Genomic DNA, 16,507 nt, shown 5'->3' with positions numbered 1-16,507 from the left:
CAAAGGGCGACACCGATGGATCAACCCGCACCACTGGCGCAGCACCCGAAGCCGAGGCGCTGTCCGAAGAGAAACTGCAGTCGAACCGCGAGGATTTCCCCACCATGTACAAGGTACTGAAGGCGCAGCAAGCGACTATCGTTGCCATGCAAGCGAAGCTCCAGCCGGTGGAGCAGGAGCGTGAGCAGCGAGTGCGGACCGAGCCCGAAGAGCGGCCGATGGCAGTCCGCGACGCGATTGAAGCGACGCCCGAACTGGCGTACATTCAAGCTACCGACCATAAGCTCTTCGCCGCGGCCCAGCGTTTCGACGCAGTGCTGCGCGAGGATCGCGACTGGGCTGGCAAGCCCGCTGGCTGAACGCTTCGCCCATGTGGTGACCCTCAGCGAGACGAGGCATGGCGCGATGGAAATCGCGAAAACTCCCACTGCACAGAAAACGCCGTATTAACTGAAGCAGCAAGCGCTTGCCGCCGCCAAGGCCACGTCCAAGGCACCTTCCCGACCTCCCTGACGGATTCGCCGGCCGGCTCGCCCCCGGCACAGAGCGAAACCCAAGCGCTGGAAGCCATGTCGCAGGCCCACTTCTCTGACAAGGTCGCCCGGACGTCGCCGGATCAGGTCGATGCTTCCCAACTTGGTGGGTCTGTTCAGCAAAAACCCAGCACGAGGCCGGCTTCACGAATCTGCGCTCCGGCGAGATGCCGAAGGAGGGGGGCTGCTAAGACCAAGGGCCAGACCAGACTCGACTACTCGGTTGGAAGTGCGGTGACCTGACGAAGGGCGCCGACGATTCGGTATCCATCGACCTGTTCAACCAGCTCAGCGGCACGCCCGTGATGGGCGACAAGCGCGTCGAAGGCCGCATGAGGGGCCTGACCTCGTCCGGCACGGACGTGCGTGGCGCGAATCGCCCATCTGGGCTAAGGTGGCAGCTATCTATAACGCAGCCCGGCCGGGGCATCGCTGCCCCAGGCCACGGCGCACAGCCCAGCCTGTCCACCGGCCCAGACACCGATGACCGCCCAATCCCCCGACATCGCGCTTGCAGCTGCCCCCATCTCCCTCGAAAAACCCGTACTCGACTACCCCTGCGGGGATGCTCCCGAGCCCGGCCGCGCGCGCGAAGTGGCGCCCGGCGTACTGTGGCTGCGCATGCCGATGCCGCTCGGCCTGAACCATATCAACCTGTGGGCCATCCGCGATGGCAGCGGCTGGGCCGCCGTCGATGCCGGCCTGCAGACCCCGGAAACCGCGCAGGCCTGGCGCGCGCTGTTTGCAAAAGGCGGCGCGCTGGACGGCGGGCTGACCCGCCTGTTCGTCACCCATATGCATCCCGACCATATCGGCATGGCGGGCTGGCTGACCGGCAAGTTCGACTGCCAGCTATGGATGACGCGGCTCGAATACCTGATGTGCCGCGTGCTCGCCGCCGACACCGGGCGCGCCGCGCCTGACGACGCCATCGCGTTCTATCGCAAGGCCGGCTGGGATGACGAGGCGATCGAGGTATACCGCACGCGCTTTGGCGGCTTCGGCAAATACGTGCATGCCTTGCCCGAAAGCTTCCGCCGGCTGTCCGACGGCGACACCGTCCGCATCGGCGCGCACGACTGGCACGTCATCGTCGGCACCGGCCATTCCCCCGAACATGCCTGCCTATATTGCCCCGCATTGAAGCTGCTGGTATCGGGCGACCAGGTGCTGCCGCGCATCTCGTCCAACGTATCCGTGTTCCCGACCGAGCCCGACGCCGACCCGATGGCCGACTGGCTGGCGTCGCTCGACAAGGTCCGCGCCGCCGTGCCGGACGACGTGCTGGTTCTGCCGGCGCATAACGAACCGTTCCGCGGTCTGCACGCCCGGATCGACTATCTGCGGGCCAGCCAGATGCAGGCGCTGGACCGGCTTCGGGGAGCGCTGGCCGAACCCAAAAGAGCAGTGGACGTATTCGGCGAGTTGTTCTCGCGGCCGATTACGGGGAGTGGAGGGCTGCTGGGGATGGCGACGGGGGAGAGTGTTGCGCATTTGAATTATTTGTTGGCGCGGGGGGAGGCGGTGCGGGAGCTTGGCGAGGGAAGCTGCTACTGGTATCGGATGGCCTGATCCACTCTGGCGTGCCGATCCTGTACGTTTCATACACGGACTTCCGCTGCCATACTGTTGGCCGCCTGCAACGGGCTGCCGTCTCGCCAAGGCAGTCAGCAAGCCATTGACGCCGCCGAGACTTGCTCCGGCGTGACCCCAGTCCTCGATGCGCATCCGACTCCTATAAGTACGGAGTTTGCTGGCCGCCAACAAATATGCGTCCGTGCGGGACATTGCCGGATTCGGACTCAGTGTAAATGCTGCACCTGCACATCGGCGTCACGCTACTGCTTCTGTTCAACGCTTGGCCCACTCGGGGCGGCACTTGTAAATCGTAGATCCGCCCGTTCTTGGGAAATAACTAGGCCGTTATATTTCCTTAGAAACTGTTGTGGTCGTTCATTCCCAATTATTGATCGAGGATTTTTGCCTGGATAAGTCTCTCGCTTTTATTGATTGTCTTTCTGGGAAGTTAATGTATTTTATAAATGACATTTTATGAGTTGCATTAATCGAAGTTGATCTGGCGCAAAGTTGCTGCTCTTGCTGTAAAAGGGGTATATACCTACCTTTTGTTACATTTTCCTTGGAACCCTTCTCCGGCGTGGGTTTGCGGGTGGAGAATACGTCGCACATTAGCCTCAGATGAGTCGACCAAAGGCCACAAATTCCCCTTCGAAGTGACGTCATCCCCCTTGTGGGGGTGAAGTTGTATTTTGTTACCAGTTGTTGCGTGACGCGCTGCGGCCGCTTATTATTGCGCCCTGCAAAAAGTAAGTGGCCACCGAAAAGTGGCCAGGGCTAGCAAAAAAACAGAAGCGGATAATGAGCGCAGCGGTTCGGGAAAGCGTTGGGCGCACGGCGGCAAGGAGCTTGGTGGAAGGCAGGTGCCAACACCGGGCTGGCGCAAGTGTGGGAATTCTTGATCAGGTCACGCCGGAGTGGGTCGAGGCCGGCGTCCGGAAACTATCGGTTGCGGTGGGCGGTATAGTCCACTTTTGCGTCGACATCGCAGATAGTCGCAAACGCCAGCAATGAGCCGGACATCAGTCCGGTCGGACGTCTCCATCGCAGTTTCCGTATGGCGCGCGCTGTTCCTGCGCGAGGCCAGCGCTCGCCTGGCGGGCGCGCGCGCGGCGTGGATCTGGATCCTGCTTGAACCGGCGGCACACATCGTTTTCCTGATGGTCGTGTTCGGCGTGATCAGGCATCAGGTCCGGCAGGACGCAAACATCGAAGTGTTCATCCTCGTCGGGGTATGGGGATTCTTCCTGGTGCGCAATATCGCGCAACGGGGCATGGAAGCCATCAACGCCAACCAGGCCTTGTTCTCGTACCGCCAGGTACAGCCGGTCGACACGGTGTTGGTACGCGCCACGGTCGAGGCCTTCCTGTATGTCATCGTCGGCGCCGTACTGCTCGCCGCCCTGGCGCTACTCGATATCGATGTGCGCCCCGCCGATCCGCTACTCGTCATGTGGTCGGCTTTCCTGCTGTGGGCGTTCGGCCTGGGCCTGGGCCTGATGTTCTCCGTCATCGGCACGCTGCTGCCGGGCCTGGGCAAGCTCATACGCATCGTCTTCACGCCGCTCTACTTTCTTTCCGCAGTCATGTATTCGGTCGCGAGCATGCCGCGGGCCATGCGCGAGGTGGTGCTGGTCAATCCGATCACGCACGGCCTGGAAGCGATGCGCAGCGGCTGGTTTGCCGCCTACCACGGCGAAGCGCATATCAGCCTTGGCTATCTCGCTTTCTGCGCGCTGGCCACGGTGTTCCTTGGCCTGGCCATGCACATGCGGTACGCAACCCGGCTGACCGCGCAATGATCGAGATCACCGATGTCCACAAGCGCTACCGCACCACCCACGGCTCGAAGTGGGTGCTGCAGGGCGTGACCCTCCGGATTCCGCAGAAGAGCCGGGTGGCACTGATCGGCGCGAACGGCGCGGGCAAGTCGACCCTGCTGCGGCTGGTGGGCGGGATCGACCAGCCCAACCGCGGCAGCATCGTCCGTAACTGCAGGGTGTCGTGGCCCCTGGGCCTGAGTGGCGGATTCCAGGGCTCGCTGAGCGGTCGCCAGAACACCAAGTTCGTCTGCCGCATCCACGGCATCCACGGCACGCTGGCGGAGAAACTCGAGTTTGTGCGCGAGTTCTCGGAGCTGCATGATGCCTTCGATGACCCAGTCAAGACCTATTCGTCTGGCATGCGTTCGCGACTGGCATTCGCCATGTCGCTTGCCTTCGATTTCGATACCTATCTCGTGGATGAACTGACGGCAGTCGGCGACGCAGCGTTCAAGCGCAAGTCGCAGAAAGCCTTCGAAGACCTCGCCGGCCGTGCAGGCCTGGTAATGGTCTCGCACAGCGAATCCACGCTCAAAAATTTCTGCCAGTCGGCAGTCTGGCTGCATCAGGGCCAGGCGCACTGGTTCGATTCCGTTGAAGAGGCCCTGCGCGCGTACAGGGACAGCATTCCAGCATGATGAAGACCATTACGTCGGGCGCCGCAGGGCAGATCGGGCGCCTGACACGAGTGAACACCCTGAACCGGATCTGGCAAGTCGCTGTGGCCGCGTGCGTGCTTGCCGTGGTGTACTGGAGCGTGATTGCGTCCGACCTGTATGTGTCGGAAGCGCGCGTGGTGGTGGAGCGCAGTGATGGCGTGGGCGCCAGCGCCGCGGATTTCACCTCGTTGCTGGTCGGCAATACTGCTCCTCAGGACTTGCTGCTGCTGCGCGAGTACCTGCTGTCGGCCGACATGCTCAAGAAGCTCGACGCCAAGCTCGGGCTGCGCAAGCACTACGCCGACAGCGGCCGGGATCCGTTGTCGCGTTTGTGGTTCGAGGATGCTTCGCTGGAACGCTTTCATGATTACTACCTGAAACGCGTCAGCGTCGAATACGACGACTTTGCGCGCGTGCTCGTGATCCGGGTGCAGGGCTACACCTCGGAGATGGCACATGCCATCGCGCAGGAGCTGGTCGCCGACGGTGAACGCTTCATGAACGAGATGACACACCGCATCGCCAGCGAGCAGGTGGTCTATATCGAGAAACAGGTACACGACCAGGGCGAACGGCTGAAGGCTGCTCGCCAGGCGCTGGTGGCTTACCAGAACGCCAACGGCCTGGTGTCGCCGCGCGGCGAGGTGGAAAGTCTCTCCACCGTGGTCGCTAATGCCGAGGCCACCCTGGCCGAGCTGCACGTCAAGCGCAACTCGCTCAAGGACGTCTTCACGCCGCAGTCGCCGGCGATCCAGCAGATCGACGCGCAGATCGCCGCGGTCGAACGCCAGATGGCAGAGCAGCGCGGCCGCATGGTCTCGACCAAGGGCCGGGGCCTGAACCGTGTGGTGGAGGAACACGACCGCCTGCAGGCCGCCGCCGAGTTTGCCTTCGATATCTACAAGACCGCGATCGGTGCGCTGGAGAAGGCGCGCATCGAGGCCACGCGCAAGCTCAAGAACGTAGCGGTCGTGCAAAGCCCGACCCGGCCGGAGTATCCGCTCCAGCCCCGGCGAATCTACAACATCGTGGTGTTCGTCCTGATGACGCTGATGCTGGCAGGCGTCGTGCAACTGCTCAGCGCCATCATCCGCGACCACCGAGACTGATCCATGCTTCGAAGAATTCTTGCTATCGCGGTCGCCGCAGCCGGCCTGGCCGGCACCTGCGGCGCGCATGCCCAGGGCGGCATGCGATTGTCCCAATCGCCTGCTGTCGGCCAGATGGAATACGCCGCGCTGGCTGCGCAGGGCGCTACTACGCCCAGTGGCGCCGTGGTCGGAAATCCCGCCGCGATCGGCGGCGTTGCCACGATCCCGGCACGTGCCGACACGCCGCTGCCAGACAGCGCGCCGCAGAACAACGACTACACCGCCAACATGGCCAGCGACGCCTTTGGCGCGCAGCTGTTCACCGGCGCATTCAGCCGCGACAGTGCTTCCGTCTTCAATCCCAGCCATGTCATCTCCGTTGGTGACCGCATCCAGCTGCGCATCTGGAACGGATACAACGTCGACACCGTATTGACCGTTGACGCCGGCGGCAACATTGTTTTGCCGGAAATTGGGCCGTTCCGCGTGCAAGGCATCACCAACGGCAATCTGCAGACCGCCGTCGGTAATGCACTGCGGCGCGTCTTTGCCAGCAAGGTGTCGATCTACGCCAGCCTGCTGGCCGCACAGCCGGTGCGCGTCTACGTTACCGGGGCGGTACGCCGCCCCGGCATGTACGACGGCACCTCCAGCGACAGCGTGCTGCGCTACCTCGATCAGGCCGGCGGCATCGACCCAGACCGCGGTTCCTTTCTTGACGTTGCGATCAAGCGCGGCAACCAGACGCTGGAAGTCGTCAATCTCTATGACTTCCTGCTCAAGGGCGACCTGACCTCGCGGCAGCTGAACAATGGCGACGTCATCTTCGTCCAGTCGCGCAAGAAGACCGTCAAGGTCAGCGGCCTGGCTGAAAACGCTAAGCGCTTCGAATTCCTTGGCGAACAGGCCAGGCTCGACCAGATCGTGCGGCTGGCCAAGCCGCTGCCCGAAGCCACCAACGTCCGCGTGGTGCGCAATACCGGCACGGTCCGCAATGTCGAGTATTTCCCGATCTCGCAGGGCAACCAGATCGACCTGCGCAACGGCGACGAAATCGAATTCACCGCCGACAAGCGGCCCGGCACCATCACCGTCCGCGTCGAAGGCGAACACACCGGCCCGCAGGAATACGTGCTGCCGTATGGCAGCCGCATGGGGCAACTGCTCAGCCAAGTGCATTTCACGCAGGAGTCAGATACCGAAAGCATCCAGCTCTTTCGCCAGAGCGTGAAGGCACGCCAGAAGACGCTGCTTGGTACAACGCTCAAGAGCCTGGAATCGAGCGTGCTGACCGCACGTTCCGGCACGGCGGAAGAGGCCCAGCTGCGCAAGGAAGAAGCCGCGCTGGTGCTGCAGTGGGTGGAACGCGCCAAGAAGATCGAGCCGTCAGGTCAGACGCTGATCGCGAAATCGAGCACCCGCAACGATCTGCTGCTGGAAAACGGCGACATTCTCCGTGTGCCGGTCAAGGATGGGCTGGTGCTGGTCAGCGGGGAAGTGCTGTTCCCGAATGCCGTTGCCTATGACAAGAGTCTGGACCTGGATGACTTTATTCAGCAGGCGGGCGGCTTTTCGCAGAACGCGGATACGTCGCGAATCATCATTGCGCATCGGGATGGAAGTTTCTCGGATGGCAAGAAGGATGATGCGGTGAAGGCGGGCGACGAGATCATGGTGTTGCCGAAGGTTGATTTCAAGACGCGGCAGTTTGCTAAGGACGTGTTTCAGATTCTTTATCAGATTGCGATTAGTGCGAAGGTGGTGCTAGGACTGTAGGCATGAAAGTATTGTGCGTTATCTCGCTTGCATTCGTGAACGCTTCCCCGAGTCCTGGCAAGCGATGGGATGTTGATAAAAGTGGCTGTAGGAGAATTACGTATTTACCTTCTGATGCCGGTATGTGAGCTGCATGAAGTTATTTCCGATGCAAAATACTTGGTAAGTTGGTAAAAAAATTCTAATGAGAAACAACGCATACTAAGCTGTCGGCCAATTGATTGAGTGTTTGGCTATTTGGTGGATCGAAGGACGAGTAAATCGAGATGAAAGCTATGAAAAAAAAGAGAGTGGTGTTTGCTGCCGATTTTTTGATGACGAAAGTCAGCGAGCAAGTCAGTAATCTGCGATGGGTTAAAGATCTGCTTGCACGTCCTGTGCGCGACGCTGTGGGGCTGACGCCATATGTGCTTTGCGCTCAATTTAACAAAGAATTCAACTTTGATAGATCGCGATTCTTCGCGCTGTGCGGCTTGGAGCTAGATGCATTTGCTACCCAGGCATATTTTAATGCCGCTGATGTTGCCGATGAGGCGCTGAAATATGTTTCTCAATGGTTATCGCCAGACGATTTGGTTATCGGCTATGAACTTTCCGAGCAGACTAAGCACGTCTTAGATGTTCTGGGCATTAAATACATCGATTTTTGGCTTCATCCGGTTAGGTTTCTGGATGATGTGCTTTTCGGATTTACTTCAAATTGCCCTAAAATTCAGGCAAGGATCGCAACATTCGATACTCCTGCAGCGCTGTTTTATTCATACGCAGATCGTCTAAAAGTACAAGCTTACAGAGGGTTTAGACGTGTAAATTTTATTGCTCGCGAAAACTCGGCTCTTTTTATCGGGCAAACCTTGGGCGATAAAGGCAATTTGTAGCGACGGGAAGATGCTCACTTTGCTAGATTTTAGCGAGCGATTTGAGGAGATCGCGGCTAGATACAATCACGTCTACTATAGTCGGCATCCATTCGTCAAAAGTGGCGATGAGGAAATATTGAGTTTTATCTCGCGTTTCCGAAACGTGTCCGTTGTTGATGTCCCCTCGTACAGCCTGCTCGCACTGGATGAAATAAAACTTGTCTTTGCAATTTCTTCCTCTGTCGTCGAGGAGGCGCGGTATTTTGATAAGGATATCGAATATCTTTTCAAGCCTGCGGTTCCCCTTGGTACGGATTGTGGGAGGTTTGTGTCTGTATATCAGGATTTTGTGATGCCCCATTTCTGGGCTGAAATTCTGTCCCCAGATTTTCACGTCAACGTATCTGCGCCACTTCGTTATTTAGACGGGAAGGATAAGATCCGCGGATATGCTGTCATTCTACTGGGGATATCGGAACATTGATAAGGTCGAAAGCCTTAAGCAGACCGTCTCCAGCATGCGGAATGGCGATGCTGGAGAAGGTCAAAAAAAAAATAATCCTGAGCACTAAGGGGGCGATTTTTGGAGGATTTTAGAGCGAAGATTGCGACGGCTTCAACCGTCACATTTGATGTGTTTGACACTCTTATTGCCCGTACCGTTCTTTCTCCAGGTGATGTTTTTACACTCATGGAAGAGCGCGTGCGAGAAATTTCCGATGGCCTAATAGTAGACTTTCGACGTTTCAGAGTGCAAGCTGAATCTCGCGCGCGCGAAATTGCTCGAAATGATTTCGGATATCAAGATGTCACTCTCGCGGAAATTTATGCGGAGTTTAAGTCCATGCTTGATATTCCGGATGAGTATATCGGTAAAATATGCGACCTTGAGATCGAGACGGAACATGCCGTGGTGATACCTCGAGCAATCGGTGCTGATATGTTGCGAGTGGCATTACGCGACGGTAAAGATGTGATGCTGATCTCGGATATGTATCTCTCCGCGTCCCAGATCCGTGATTTATTGGCGGCTGTTGGAATTAGTGGCTATGAGGCGATATATGTTTCCAGTGAAATCCGGAAGTCAAAAAAGGAAGGCGATCTTTTTGATTACATAATACAAAGGCATGGCCTTGTTGCGACCGACATTGTCCACGTCGGCGACAATGCCATTGGTGATTTTTCAGTCCCCGCTCATAAAGGTATCGGTGTGACGCGCCTCCGTCGCGCAGAGGAAGCGTTGTTTTCTGAAAAACGAATTGGCATGGCTTTGGCTCCCCTCAAAAAGAGCCGAACTCTATCGGATAGCTTGCTTTTTAGCACAGTTGCACGAGGCGTATTCGATACGCCTGGAAGCGAGGGGCTGGATTCATTTTCAACTGGCGATCCCGTCCGTTTTGGGTACGCGGTATTCGGGCCCACCATCGTCGGATTTGCTTCTTGGATTTACCGAGAAGCCGTGCGCGATGGGGTGAAAGACCTGTACTTTCTATCTCGGGACGGCTGGATTGTAAAAGAGGTCTTCAGCCTCCTTTTCGCGAAGTACTCAGACTGTCCGAAGGTGCATTATTTCCACGCTTCGCGGAGAGCCACGCGGGTAGCCCAGATTTCTGGGCGTGCTTCTATTCTAAAAATTCTCGCGCTGCCAATTTACTCTATTGAAATTGGGCGGTACTTCGAGACGAGATTCGGCTTGAGATTAAGTGATATTCCACTGGAGGTTTTACGAGCTCATGGGGTATCGAGTCATTCGCATCGGATTGGTGCGAAATTTGACAGGGAAAAATTGAAGAATATCGCGCTCGATCTGGAGGTTAATATTCTGCGGGTTGCGAGGGCCGAGCGGCAAGCTTTATGCAAAGCTATGGAGAAAGCGCGTGTGATATCTCCGTATTCAGCTATCGTCGATATCGGATACGCCGGAACAATGCAGAGTGCTTTTAGTTCTCTCGGAGCTAAGGATATAAGAGGGTATTATTTTGCTACTTTTGATTCTGTATTTTCAAATCTGCCGCCGGGTAAAGTAGCAAAAGGTTATATCTGCGAAGGCGCAACGCCCGATCAGGTGAGGCACGGAATTGGTACTCATCGGTTTGTGTACGAATCCGTATTTTGTAGTCGTGAAGGAACATTCATTAGATACGAGGAAGATGAGAGTGGGGATGTGATTAAGGTCTTTGGCCAGCATGAAGATCGAGCCCGAGAGAAATTAGTTGATCTTGCGTATTCAGGTGTGCTGCGGTTGGCTTCAGATCTTTCTCAACATTCGAAATGTCTGTCTTCGCCCTTGTACATAGACTCGAGACCAGCAACGATGGTCTTTGAAAAGTTTATCACTGTGCCGGCGCATACGGATGCGATGTTGTTTGAGGGCGTGAAGTTCGAAGATAGTATGGGGCCCGATACAATCAGGTATCTTGTCCCACCTACTGAAAAGATCTTAGAAAAGAGTATGACTGATGCTGCAATTTGGGCTGAGGGGACACGAGCCCTCGCGGGGCATGTCAAGCGCAACCAAATGCCAAACAGCACAAGAAGCGAACGCTCCGTGAAAACGAATCATGCACCCGCGCGTTTGACAGATCCTCAACATACACCAGTGGTGAAGGCGGCTGCGTGGTGGCAAAAAGGGATCTTAGCTGCCGAGTATTATTTGGCTTCTAAATTCTTGGCAGAGCGAAAGTTTAAAAAATATATTAGGGATCGCGAGATATTTTTCGTCGACTCGCGCAAGGAAGTGATGCGGAAATACTATCGATACTTCGGGAGATTTGCAGCTGCATAGCATTTGTTATATTGAAGCCATTGAGGATTTGGCGATTGATTGCCTTATTGGTTGCGATAAAGAGATTGAGGATTTAAAAGAATGGCGCTGTGCAGAGTCGGAGAATCTGTTGTTTTGGGGAATTCGCTTCCCTTCGTGCTGGTTGGGGGCATAAATGTTCTCGAGTCACGCGATCTAGCACTTCGTGCTTGCGAGGAATATGTTCGTGTTACCGAGAGCCTAGCAGGCCGCTGAAATACCTCCGGTGGACGTCAGCGCGACAACTGGCTGAAGCGTTGATTTGAGGAACCCATCCAACTCCACTTTCATGCGCGGCGCAGATACCTTCACGGAAAGTTTGTTCACTATGCGGAGGCTGGATGATTTCGTGCCGAAGTCCCACCCGCTGCGCTCGATCCGCGCCATGGCCAACCAGGCGCTGGTAAAGATGGACCGGTTGTTCGCACAGATGTACGAGGACGATATCAAGGGTGGCCAGCCCAGCATCGCGCCGGAGAAGTTGCTGCGGGCCATGCTGCTGCAGGTGCTCTACAGCGTTCGCTCCGAACGCCAACTCATGGAGCAGACGCAGTACAACCTGCTGTTTCGCTGGTTCATCGGGCTGTCGATGGACGACACCGTTTGGGTGCCCACGGTCTTCACCAAGAACCGCGAGCGGCTGATCAAGCATGATGCGGTGATCCAGTTTTTCAACGAGGTGCTGGCCATCGCGCAGAAGAAGAACTGGCTGTCGGGCGAGCACTTCAGCGTGGACGGCACGCTGATTCAGGCGTGGGCAGGCCACAAGAGCTTCGTGCGCAAGGACGGCGGCGACGACAAGGACGACAACGACGGCGCCAACTTCAAAGGTCGCACGCGCAGCAACGAGACGCACGAGTCCAAGACCGATCCCGATGCCAAGCTGTACCGCAAGGGCAAAACTGCGAGTGAACTTCGCTATATGGGTCATACCCTGAGCGACAACCGTCACGGCCTGGTGGTGAGCGCCATGGTGACCAATGCGGACGGACATGCTGAGCGCGAGGCCGCGAAGGTGATGCTCAACGATGCCCGACAGGTGACGGACGACCCGAACACCGAAATCACGGTGGGTGCAGACAAGGGCTACGACGCGCAAGAGTTCATTCAAGCCTGCCTGGAACTGAAGGTGACGCCCCACGTGGCACAGAACACCTCGGGGCGCCGCTCGGCCGTTCCTGATGCCATTGCTTGCAGCGCCGGGTATGCCGTTTCGCAGCAAAAGCGCAAGCTGATCGAACAAGGCTTCGGATGGGTCAAGACTGTCGGGCGCATGCGCCAGGTGATGGTGCGTGGACTGAAGCGAGTCGACCAGATGTTCGTGCTGAGCATGGCCGCCTACAACCTCGTGCGCATGCGCTCACTGGGACAAATCCGTCCGCAGTTGCAGTAATCGCGGTAATGAGGCCGGAATCGGGCGCCAAACCGCCGAAAAAATCGATGTAGGGACGTCCCGCTTCCAGATTGTGAAAAATCGCAAGCCTACTGCCTTGCAGGGGGAAGCCTCGCCTCTTGTACGGGGAGTACTTCAGCAACCTGCTAGACATACCTTACACATTCAAAGCAAGCTTCGATAAAGCGAACCGCTCATCGATTCACTCTTATCGCGGCCCTGGACTTGAAGAAGGGCTGAAGATTTTCGAAGCTGTGAAGGCCGCCTTCGATGTGCCGGTCATCACGGACATCCACGAACCTTGGCAAGCCGCACCCGCAGCCGAGGTAGTCGACGTCCTTCAGCTACCTGCATTCTTAGCCCGCCAAACCGACCTCGTTGTCGCTTTGGCGAAAACCGGCAAGCCCGTCAACATCAAGAAGCCTCAATTCCTGAGCCCGACGCAGGTAGTCAACATCGTCGAAAAGTTCAAGGAAGCTGGCAACGACCAACTGATCCTCTGCGACCGCGGAACCTGCTTTGGTTATGACAACCTCGTCGTCGACATGCTCGGTTTCGGCGTGATGAAGCGGGTCACCAACGACATGCCGATCATTTTCGACGTCACGCATGCCTTGCAGCAGCGCGATCCTAATGGCGCCGCGTCGGGTGGCAGGCGCCAGCAAGTCGTTGAACTTGCTCGTTCGGGCATGGCGGTCGGTCTGGCCGGCCTCTTCCTCGAGGCGCATCCGGATCCTGCCAATGCCAAGTGCGATGGACCGAGTGCCTTGCCGCTGGACAAGCTCGAGCCATTTCTGACTCAGGTAAAGGCAGTGGACGACCTGGTGAAGTCGTTCGCGCCGCTTCATATTGAGTAGCAGTTTGTTGTCACCGGTGGGCAATGACCGGCACGCATAACAAGTAGGGAATGTGAGAGAACGATGACTGAAGTCATTGCATTGGCACGCAACGTCGTTGCCACCGAGATCCAGGCACTGGACGGCATGTCGGGGCGGATCGATGCGGGATTCGAGAAGGCGGTCGATATCATCTTGCGTGCGCGCGGCCGCGTGGTGGTGGTCGGCATGGGCAAGTCCGGGCTGATCGGCAAGAAGATCGCCGCAACCATGGCGTCGACGGGTACGCCGGCGTTTTCCGTTCATCCGGGCGAAGCCTTCCATGGCGATCTCGGCATGATCAAGCCGATTGATGTCGTGCTGATGATCTCGAACAGCGGGGAAACGGAAGAACTGATCCGGATCCTGCCGTTTCTCGAGCATCAGCAGAATCCGGTCATCGCGATGACCGGAAAGGTGCATTCGACGCTGGCGCGGCATGCGGATGTGGTGCTGGACATCTCGGTCGAACGCGAAGCCTGCAATAACAACCTGGCACCGACCAGTTCCACCACCGCCACGCTGGTAATGGGCGATGCGCTCGCCGTGGTCCTTTCGGTCAAGCGGGGTTTCCAGCCTGAGGATTTCGCGCGATTCCACCCGGGCGGCAGCCTGGGCCGGAAACTGCTGACTCGCGTAACGGATGTCATGCACAAGGAGAACCTGCCGGTTTGTCGCCCGGATGCATCGTTCCGCGATGTAGTGCATGTCATCAACCGCGGCCGCCTCGGCATGGCGCTGGTGATGGAAGGCGAGCAACTGCAGGGCGTTATCACGGATGGCGACGTGCGCCGCGCGTTCGACTCCGACCGCGACTACAAGGCGATCATGGCGAGGCACATTATGTCCACCGATCCGAAGACCGCCTCGCCGGGCGAACGCTTCGCCGATGCGGAAGCGCGGATCCATGCCGCCAGGATCGGCGCACTGGTGGTGAAGGATGAATCGGACCGTGTCGTCGGCATCCTGCAAATCCACGATCTGGGAAGCGATGAGCCTGCCGTCTGAGGGCGCGATCGGCGTTCTTTCCCACGGCATTCGCCGAATTGAATACCTGTCCGCCTTCCTGGGCGAGCCGGTGGCCCCGGTGCATCCATTGCGAGGCGCAGCGGTACCGCTGTCCGCCGTTGCCGCATGGGGGCGGCGGCCTACCGCCCGCAAGGCCCGGGCGTTCGCGAATTCCCAAGGCATCGAGCGCTTCCTGTGTCTCGAAGACGGCTTTCTGCGCTCGCTGTACCCCGGAGCGTCGTCCCCGACTTGCTCGCTGGTAGTGGATGATCGCGGCATCTATTACGACGCGTCGCAACCTTCCCGGCTGGAGGAGCTGGTTTCCTCGCCGTTGCTGCCGTCCGAGCAGGCAAGGGCCCGGCAACTGATCGAACGCTGGCGCGAGGCGGGCATTTCCAAGTACAACTATGCGCCGGCGCCGGCATCGCTGCCGCCACAGCCATACGTGCTGGTGGTTGACCAGACCGCGAACGATGCCTCGGTGCAGTTTGGCCTGGCGGACGGCGACAGTTTCCGGCGCATGCTCGAGTCTGCGTTGCAGGCATATCCGGATTGCAGAATCCTGGTCAAGGAGCACCCTGAGGTCGCGCTCGGACGTAAACGTGGTTATCTCGGGCAGATCCTCGACCACGGCGGCTATCCGCGCGTGGAGCGGATCCAGGACGACGTCCACGTGGTGCCGCTGATCCGCGGCGCGCGGGCCGTCTTCGCCGTTACCTCGCAGGTCGGTTTCGAAGCGCTCCTGCATGGAAAGACGGTCCATACATTTGGCATGCCTTTCTATGCCGGATGGGGCCTGACGATTGATGCATTGCCGGCCCCGGCGCGGCGGCATCCCGTTTCGGTGGAGCAGCTGGCATTTGCCGCGCTGGTCCGCTACACGCGCTACGTCCAGCCTCATACCGGAAGCCGTTGTCAGGTGGAAGACGCCATCGACTACCTGGCACTGCAGCGCCAGCTGGCTCAGCAGTTTCCGCGGCGCCTGCATGCAGCCGGTTTTTCCCGCTGGAAACGGAAAATCCTGAAGGACTTCCTGCAAGGCCATGAGGTGATTTTTCATCGCGACGTGCGATCTGTACCGCAAGGCGCGACGCTGCTACGCTGGGGCCAGAGTGTCGACACAACGGTGCGACCCGATCTGGCCGTGACCACGGTGGAGGACGGCTTCCTGCGCTCCGTCGGCCTGGGCGCGCAACTGGTCCGTCCGCTGTCATGGGTGTTTGATCGTTCCGGCATCTATTACGACGCGACCTCCGAGTCCGACCTGGAGCGACTGTTGGCGAATGCCGAATTCGGCGTCGCTACTCTTTCGCGCGCAGCACAATTGCGCGAATCCATCATCCGTGCCGGGCTCACCAAGTACAACGTCGGGTCAGGCATGTGGACCCGGCCTGCAGGCGTTGGCCGCGTGATTCTGGTCGTCGGCCAGGTGGAGGCGGATGCGTCGCTGCGTTTCGGGGCCCCTGGCATCCGCACCAACCGCGCGCTGCTCGAGGCGGTGCGCGCCGAGGCACCTGACGCGTATCTCGTCTACAAGCCCCATCCCGATGTCATGAGCGGCTTGCGCGGCAATCGCGACGAGGAAAAGGCGCTCGCCGCGCTGTGCGATGAACTGGTGACGGACTGCCCGATGGATCGGCTCATTGCCGCTGTCGACGGCGTCCATGTCCTGACCTCGCTTGCCGGGTTCGAGGCCCTGCTTCGTGGCAAGCCGGTCACGACGCACGGCGCGCCGTTCTATGCCGGTTGGGGCCTCACGGATGACCGCTGCGAAATGCCGCGCCGGCATCGTCGTCTTTCGCTCGACATGCTCGTTGCGGGTGCGCTGATCCTGTATCCGCGCTATGTCTTGCGCGATGGCAAGCATGGATTCGCGACGCCGGAAATTGTGGTGGACCACATCATGTCGTGGCGCGATGAGGCACCAGCCCGTGCCTCGGGACTCCGGCGCCATTTGATCCAGTCGCTGCTGCGTCCATGGATCCGCTGGCGCGACGGCGCCGCTCGGCGAGACAGTCGGTGGCGCGGGGGAGCCGACGCTGCCGGTCTGGCGCATCCGCAGCATTGCGCGGCGCATCGACGGGTATCTGCGCCAGAACAATAAGACG

General features: G+C 58.5%; 13 protein-coding genes and 2 pseudogenes. All 15 read left to right on the top strand.

Features of this window, described 5'->3' with window-relative positions:
* Positions 1–104: 104 nt before the first annotated feature.
* The gene (locus tag A2G96_RS26770; protein ID WP_062803211.1) at positions 105–359 is read left to right on the top strand and encodes a hypothetical protein; all 255 of its coding nucleotides are present in this window, start codon (positions 105–107) and stop codon (positions 357–359) included.
* A gap of 413 nt (positions 360–772) precedes the next feature.
* Positions 773–889: pseudogene (locus A2G96_RS34435) on the top strand (phage capsid family protein); the annotation flags it as partial.
* Between the two features lie 127 nt (positions 890–1,016).
* On the top strand, positions 1,017–2,105 hold the full coding sequence (locus tag A2G96_RS26765; protein ID WP_062803210.1) for an MBL fold metallo-hydrolase: 1,089 nt from the start codon (positions 1,017–1,019) through the stop codon (positions 2,103–2,105).
* A gap of 1,016 nt (positions 2,106–3,121) precedes the next feature.
* Positions 3,122–3,913 carry an ABC transporter permease gene (locus A2G96_RS26760; protein WP_062803209.1) on the top strand — a complete coding sequence of 264 codons (792 nt, stop codon included), beginning with the start codon at positions 3,122–3,124 and terminating at the stop codon, positions 3,911–3,913.
* Positions 3,910–4,572, top strand: a complete 663-nt coding sequence (locus A2G96_RS26755; protein ID WP_062803208.1) for an ABC transporter ATP-binding protein — start codon at positions 3,910–3,912, stop codon at positions 4,570–4,572. The genes A2G96_RS26760 and A2G96_RS26755 overlap by 4 nt, the downstream gene beginning before the upstream one ends.
* Entirely contained in the window at positions 4,569–5,702 is a 1,134-nt protein-coding gene (locus tag A2G96_RS26750; protein WP_062803207.1) for a KpsE/RkpR family capsule polysaccharide export protein, read from the top strand. The genes A2G96_RS26755 and A2G96_RS26750 overlap by 4 nt, the downstream gene beginning before the upstream one ends.
* Positions 5,703–5,705: 3 nt before the next feature.
* Positions 5,706–7,460 (top strand): polysaccharide biosynthesis/export family protein, encoded by a 1,755-nt coding sequence (locus A2G96_RS26745; RefSeq protein WP_062803206.1) that lies wholly within the window; start codon positions 5,706–5,708, stop codon positions 7,458–7,460.
* Between the two features lie 266 nt (positions 7,461–7,726).
* Entirely contained in the window at positions 7,727–8,338 is a 612-nt protein-coding gene (locus tag A2G96_RS33545; RefSeq protein ID WP_150124258.1) for a hypothetical protein, read from the top strand.
* A 10-nt stretch (positions 8,339–8,348) separates the two neighbouring features.
* Positions 8,349–8,804 carry a hypothetical protein gene (locus tag A2G96_RS33540; protein ID WP_150124257.1) on the top strand — a complete coding sequence of 152 codons (456 nt, stop codon included), beginning with the start codon at positions 8,349–8,351 and terminating at the stop codon, positions 8,802–8,804.
* Positions 8,805–8,903: 99 nt separating this feature from the next.
* Positions 8,904–11,105, top strand: a complete 2,202-nt coding sequence (locus tag A2G96_RS33535) for an HAD family hydrolase (RefSeq protein WP_150124256.1) — start codon at positions 8,904–8,906, stop codon at positions 11,103–11,105.
* A gap of 81 nt (positions 11,106–11,186) precedes the next feature.
* Positions 11,187–11,327 (top strand): annotated as a pseudogene (locus A2G96_RS34180) (3-deoxy-8-phosphooctulonate synthase); the annotation flags it as partial.
* 85 nt (positions 11,328–11,412) lie between these two features.
* On the top strand, positions 11,413–12,516 hold the full coding sequence (locus A2G96_RS26735; protein ID WP_062799342.1) for an IS5 family transposase: 1,104 nt from the start codon (positions 11,413–11,415) through the stop codon (positions 12,514–12,516).
* 119 nt (positions 12,517–12,635) lie between these two features.
* Positions 12,636–13,373: a 3-deoxy-8-phosphooctulonate synthase gene (gene kdsA / locus A2G96_RS26730; RefSeq protein ID WP_062803204.1), complete on the top strand. Its 738-nt coding sequence runs from the start codon at positions 12,636–12,638 to the stop codon at positions 13,371–13,373.
* Between the two features lie 63 nt (positions 13,374–13,436).
* Positions 13,437–14,399 (top strand): KpsF/GutQ family sugar-phosphate isomerase, encoded by a 963-nt coding sequence (locus tag A2G96_RS26725; RefSeq protein ID WP_062803203.1) that lies wholly within the window; start codon positions 13,437–13,439, stop codon positions 14,397–14,399.
* Positions 14,332–16,503, top strand: coding sequence for a capsular polysaccharide biosynthesis protein (locus A2G96_RS26720; protein ID WP_231909663.1), 2,172 nt, complete (start codon positions 14,332–14,334; stop codon positions 16,501–16,503). Before A2G96_RS26725 ends, A2G96_RS26720 begins: the two co-directional genes overlap by 68 nt.
* The last annotated feature ends 4 nt before the right edge of the window (positions 16,504–16,507 follow it).

Origin of the sequence: Cupriavidus nantongensis, assembly GCF_001598055.1 — a bacterium.
Classification (GTDB): domain Bacteria; phylum Pseudomonadota; class Gammaproteobacteria; order Burkholderiales; family Burkholderiaceae; genus Cupriavidus; species Cupriavidus nantongensis.
This window is presented reverse-complemented; position numbering and strand designations above follow the sequence as displayed.

Bases quoted from the DNA above. Each gene is read 5' to 3' on its own strand.
- A2G96_RS26770 (WP_062803211.1), top strand. From the start codon at position 105: ATGTACAAGGTACTGAAGGCGCAGCAAGCGACTATCGTTGCCATGCAA.
- A2G96_RS26765 (WP_062803210.1), top strand. From the start codon at position 1,017: ATGACCGCCCAATCCCCCGACATCGCGCTTGCAGCTGCCCCCATCTCC.
- A2G96_RS26760 (WP_062803209.1), top strand. From the start codon at position 3,122: ATGAGCCGGACATCAGTCCGGTCGGACGTCTCCATCGCAGTTTCCGTA.
- A2G96_RS26755 (WP_062803208.1), top strand. From the start codon at position 3,910: ATGATCGAGATCACCGATGTCCACAAGCGCTACCGCACCACCCACGGC.
- A2G96_RS26750 (WP_062803207.1), top strand. From the start codon at position 4,569: ATGATGAAGACCATTACGTCGGGCGCCGCAGGGCAGATCGGGCGCCTG.
- A2G96_RS26745 (WP_062803206.1), top strand. From the start codon at position 5,706: ATGCTTCGAAGAATTCTTGCTATCGCGGTCGCCGCAGCCGGCCTGGCC.
- A2G96_RS33545 (WP_150124258.1), top strand. From the start codon at position 7,727: ATGAAAGCTATGAAAAAAAAGAGAGTGGTGTTTGCTGCCGATTTTTTG.
- A2G96_RS33540 (WP_150124257.1), top strand. From the start codon at position 8,349: ATGCTCACTTTGCTAGATTTTAGCGAGCGATTTGAGGAGATCGCGGCT.
- A2G96_RS26735 (WP_062799342.1), top strand. From the start codon at position 11,413: ATGCGCGGCGCAGATACCTTCACGGAAAGTTTGTTCACTATGCGGAGG.
- A2G96_RS26725 (WP_062803203.1), top strand. From the start codon at position 13,437: ATGACTGAAGTCATTGCATTGGCACGCAACGTCGTTGCCACCGAGATC.
- A2G96_RS26720 (WP_231909663.1), top strand. From the start codon at position 14,332: ATGAATCGGACCGTGTCGTCGGCATCCTGCAAATCCACGATCTGGGAA.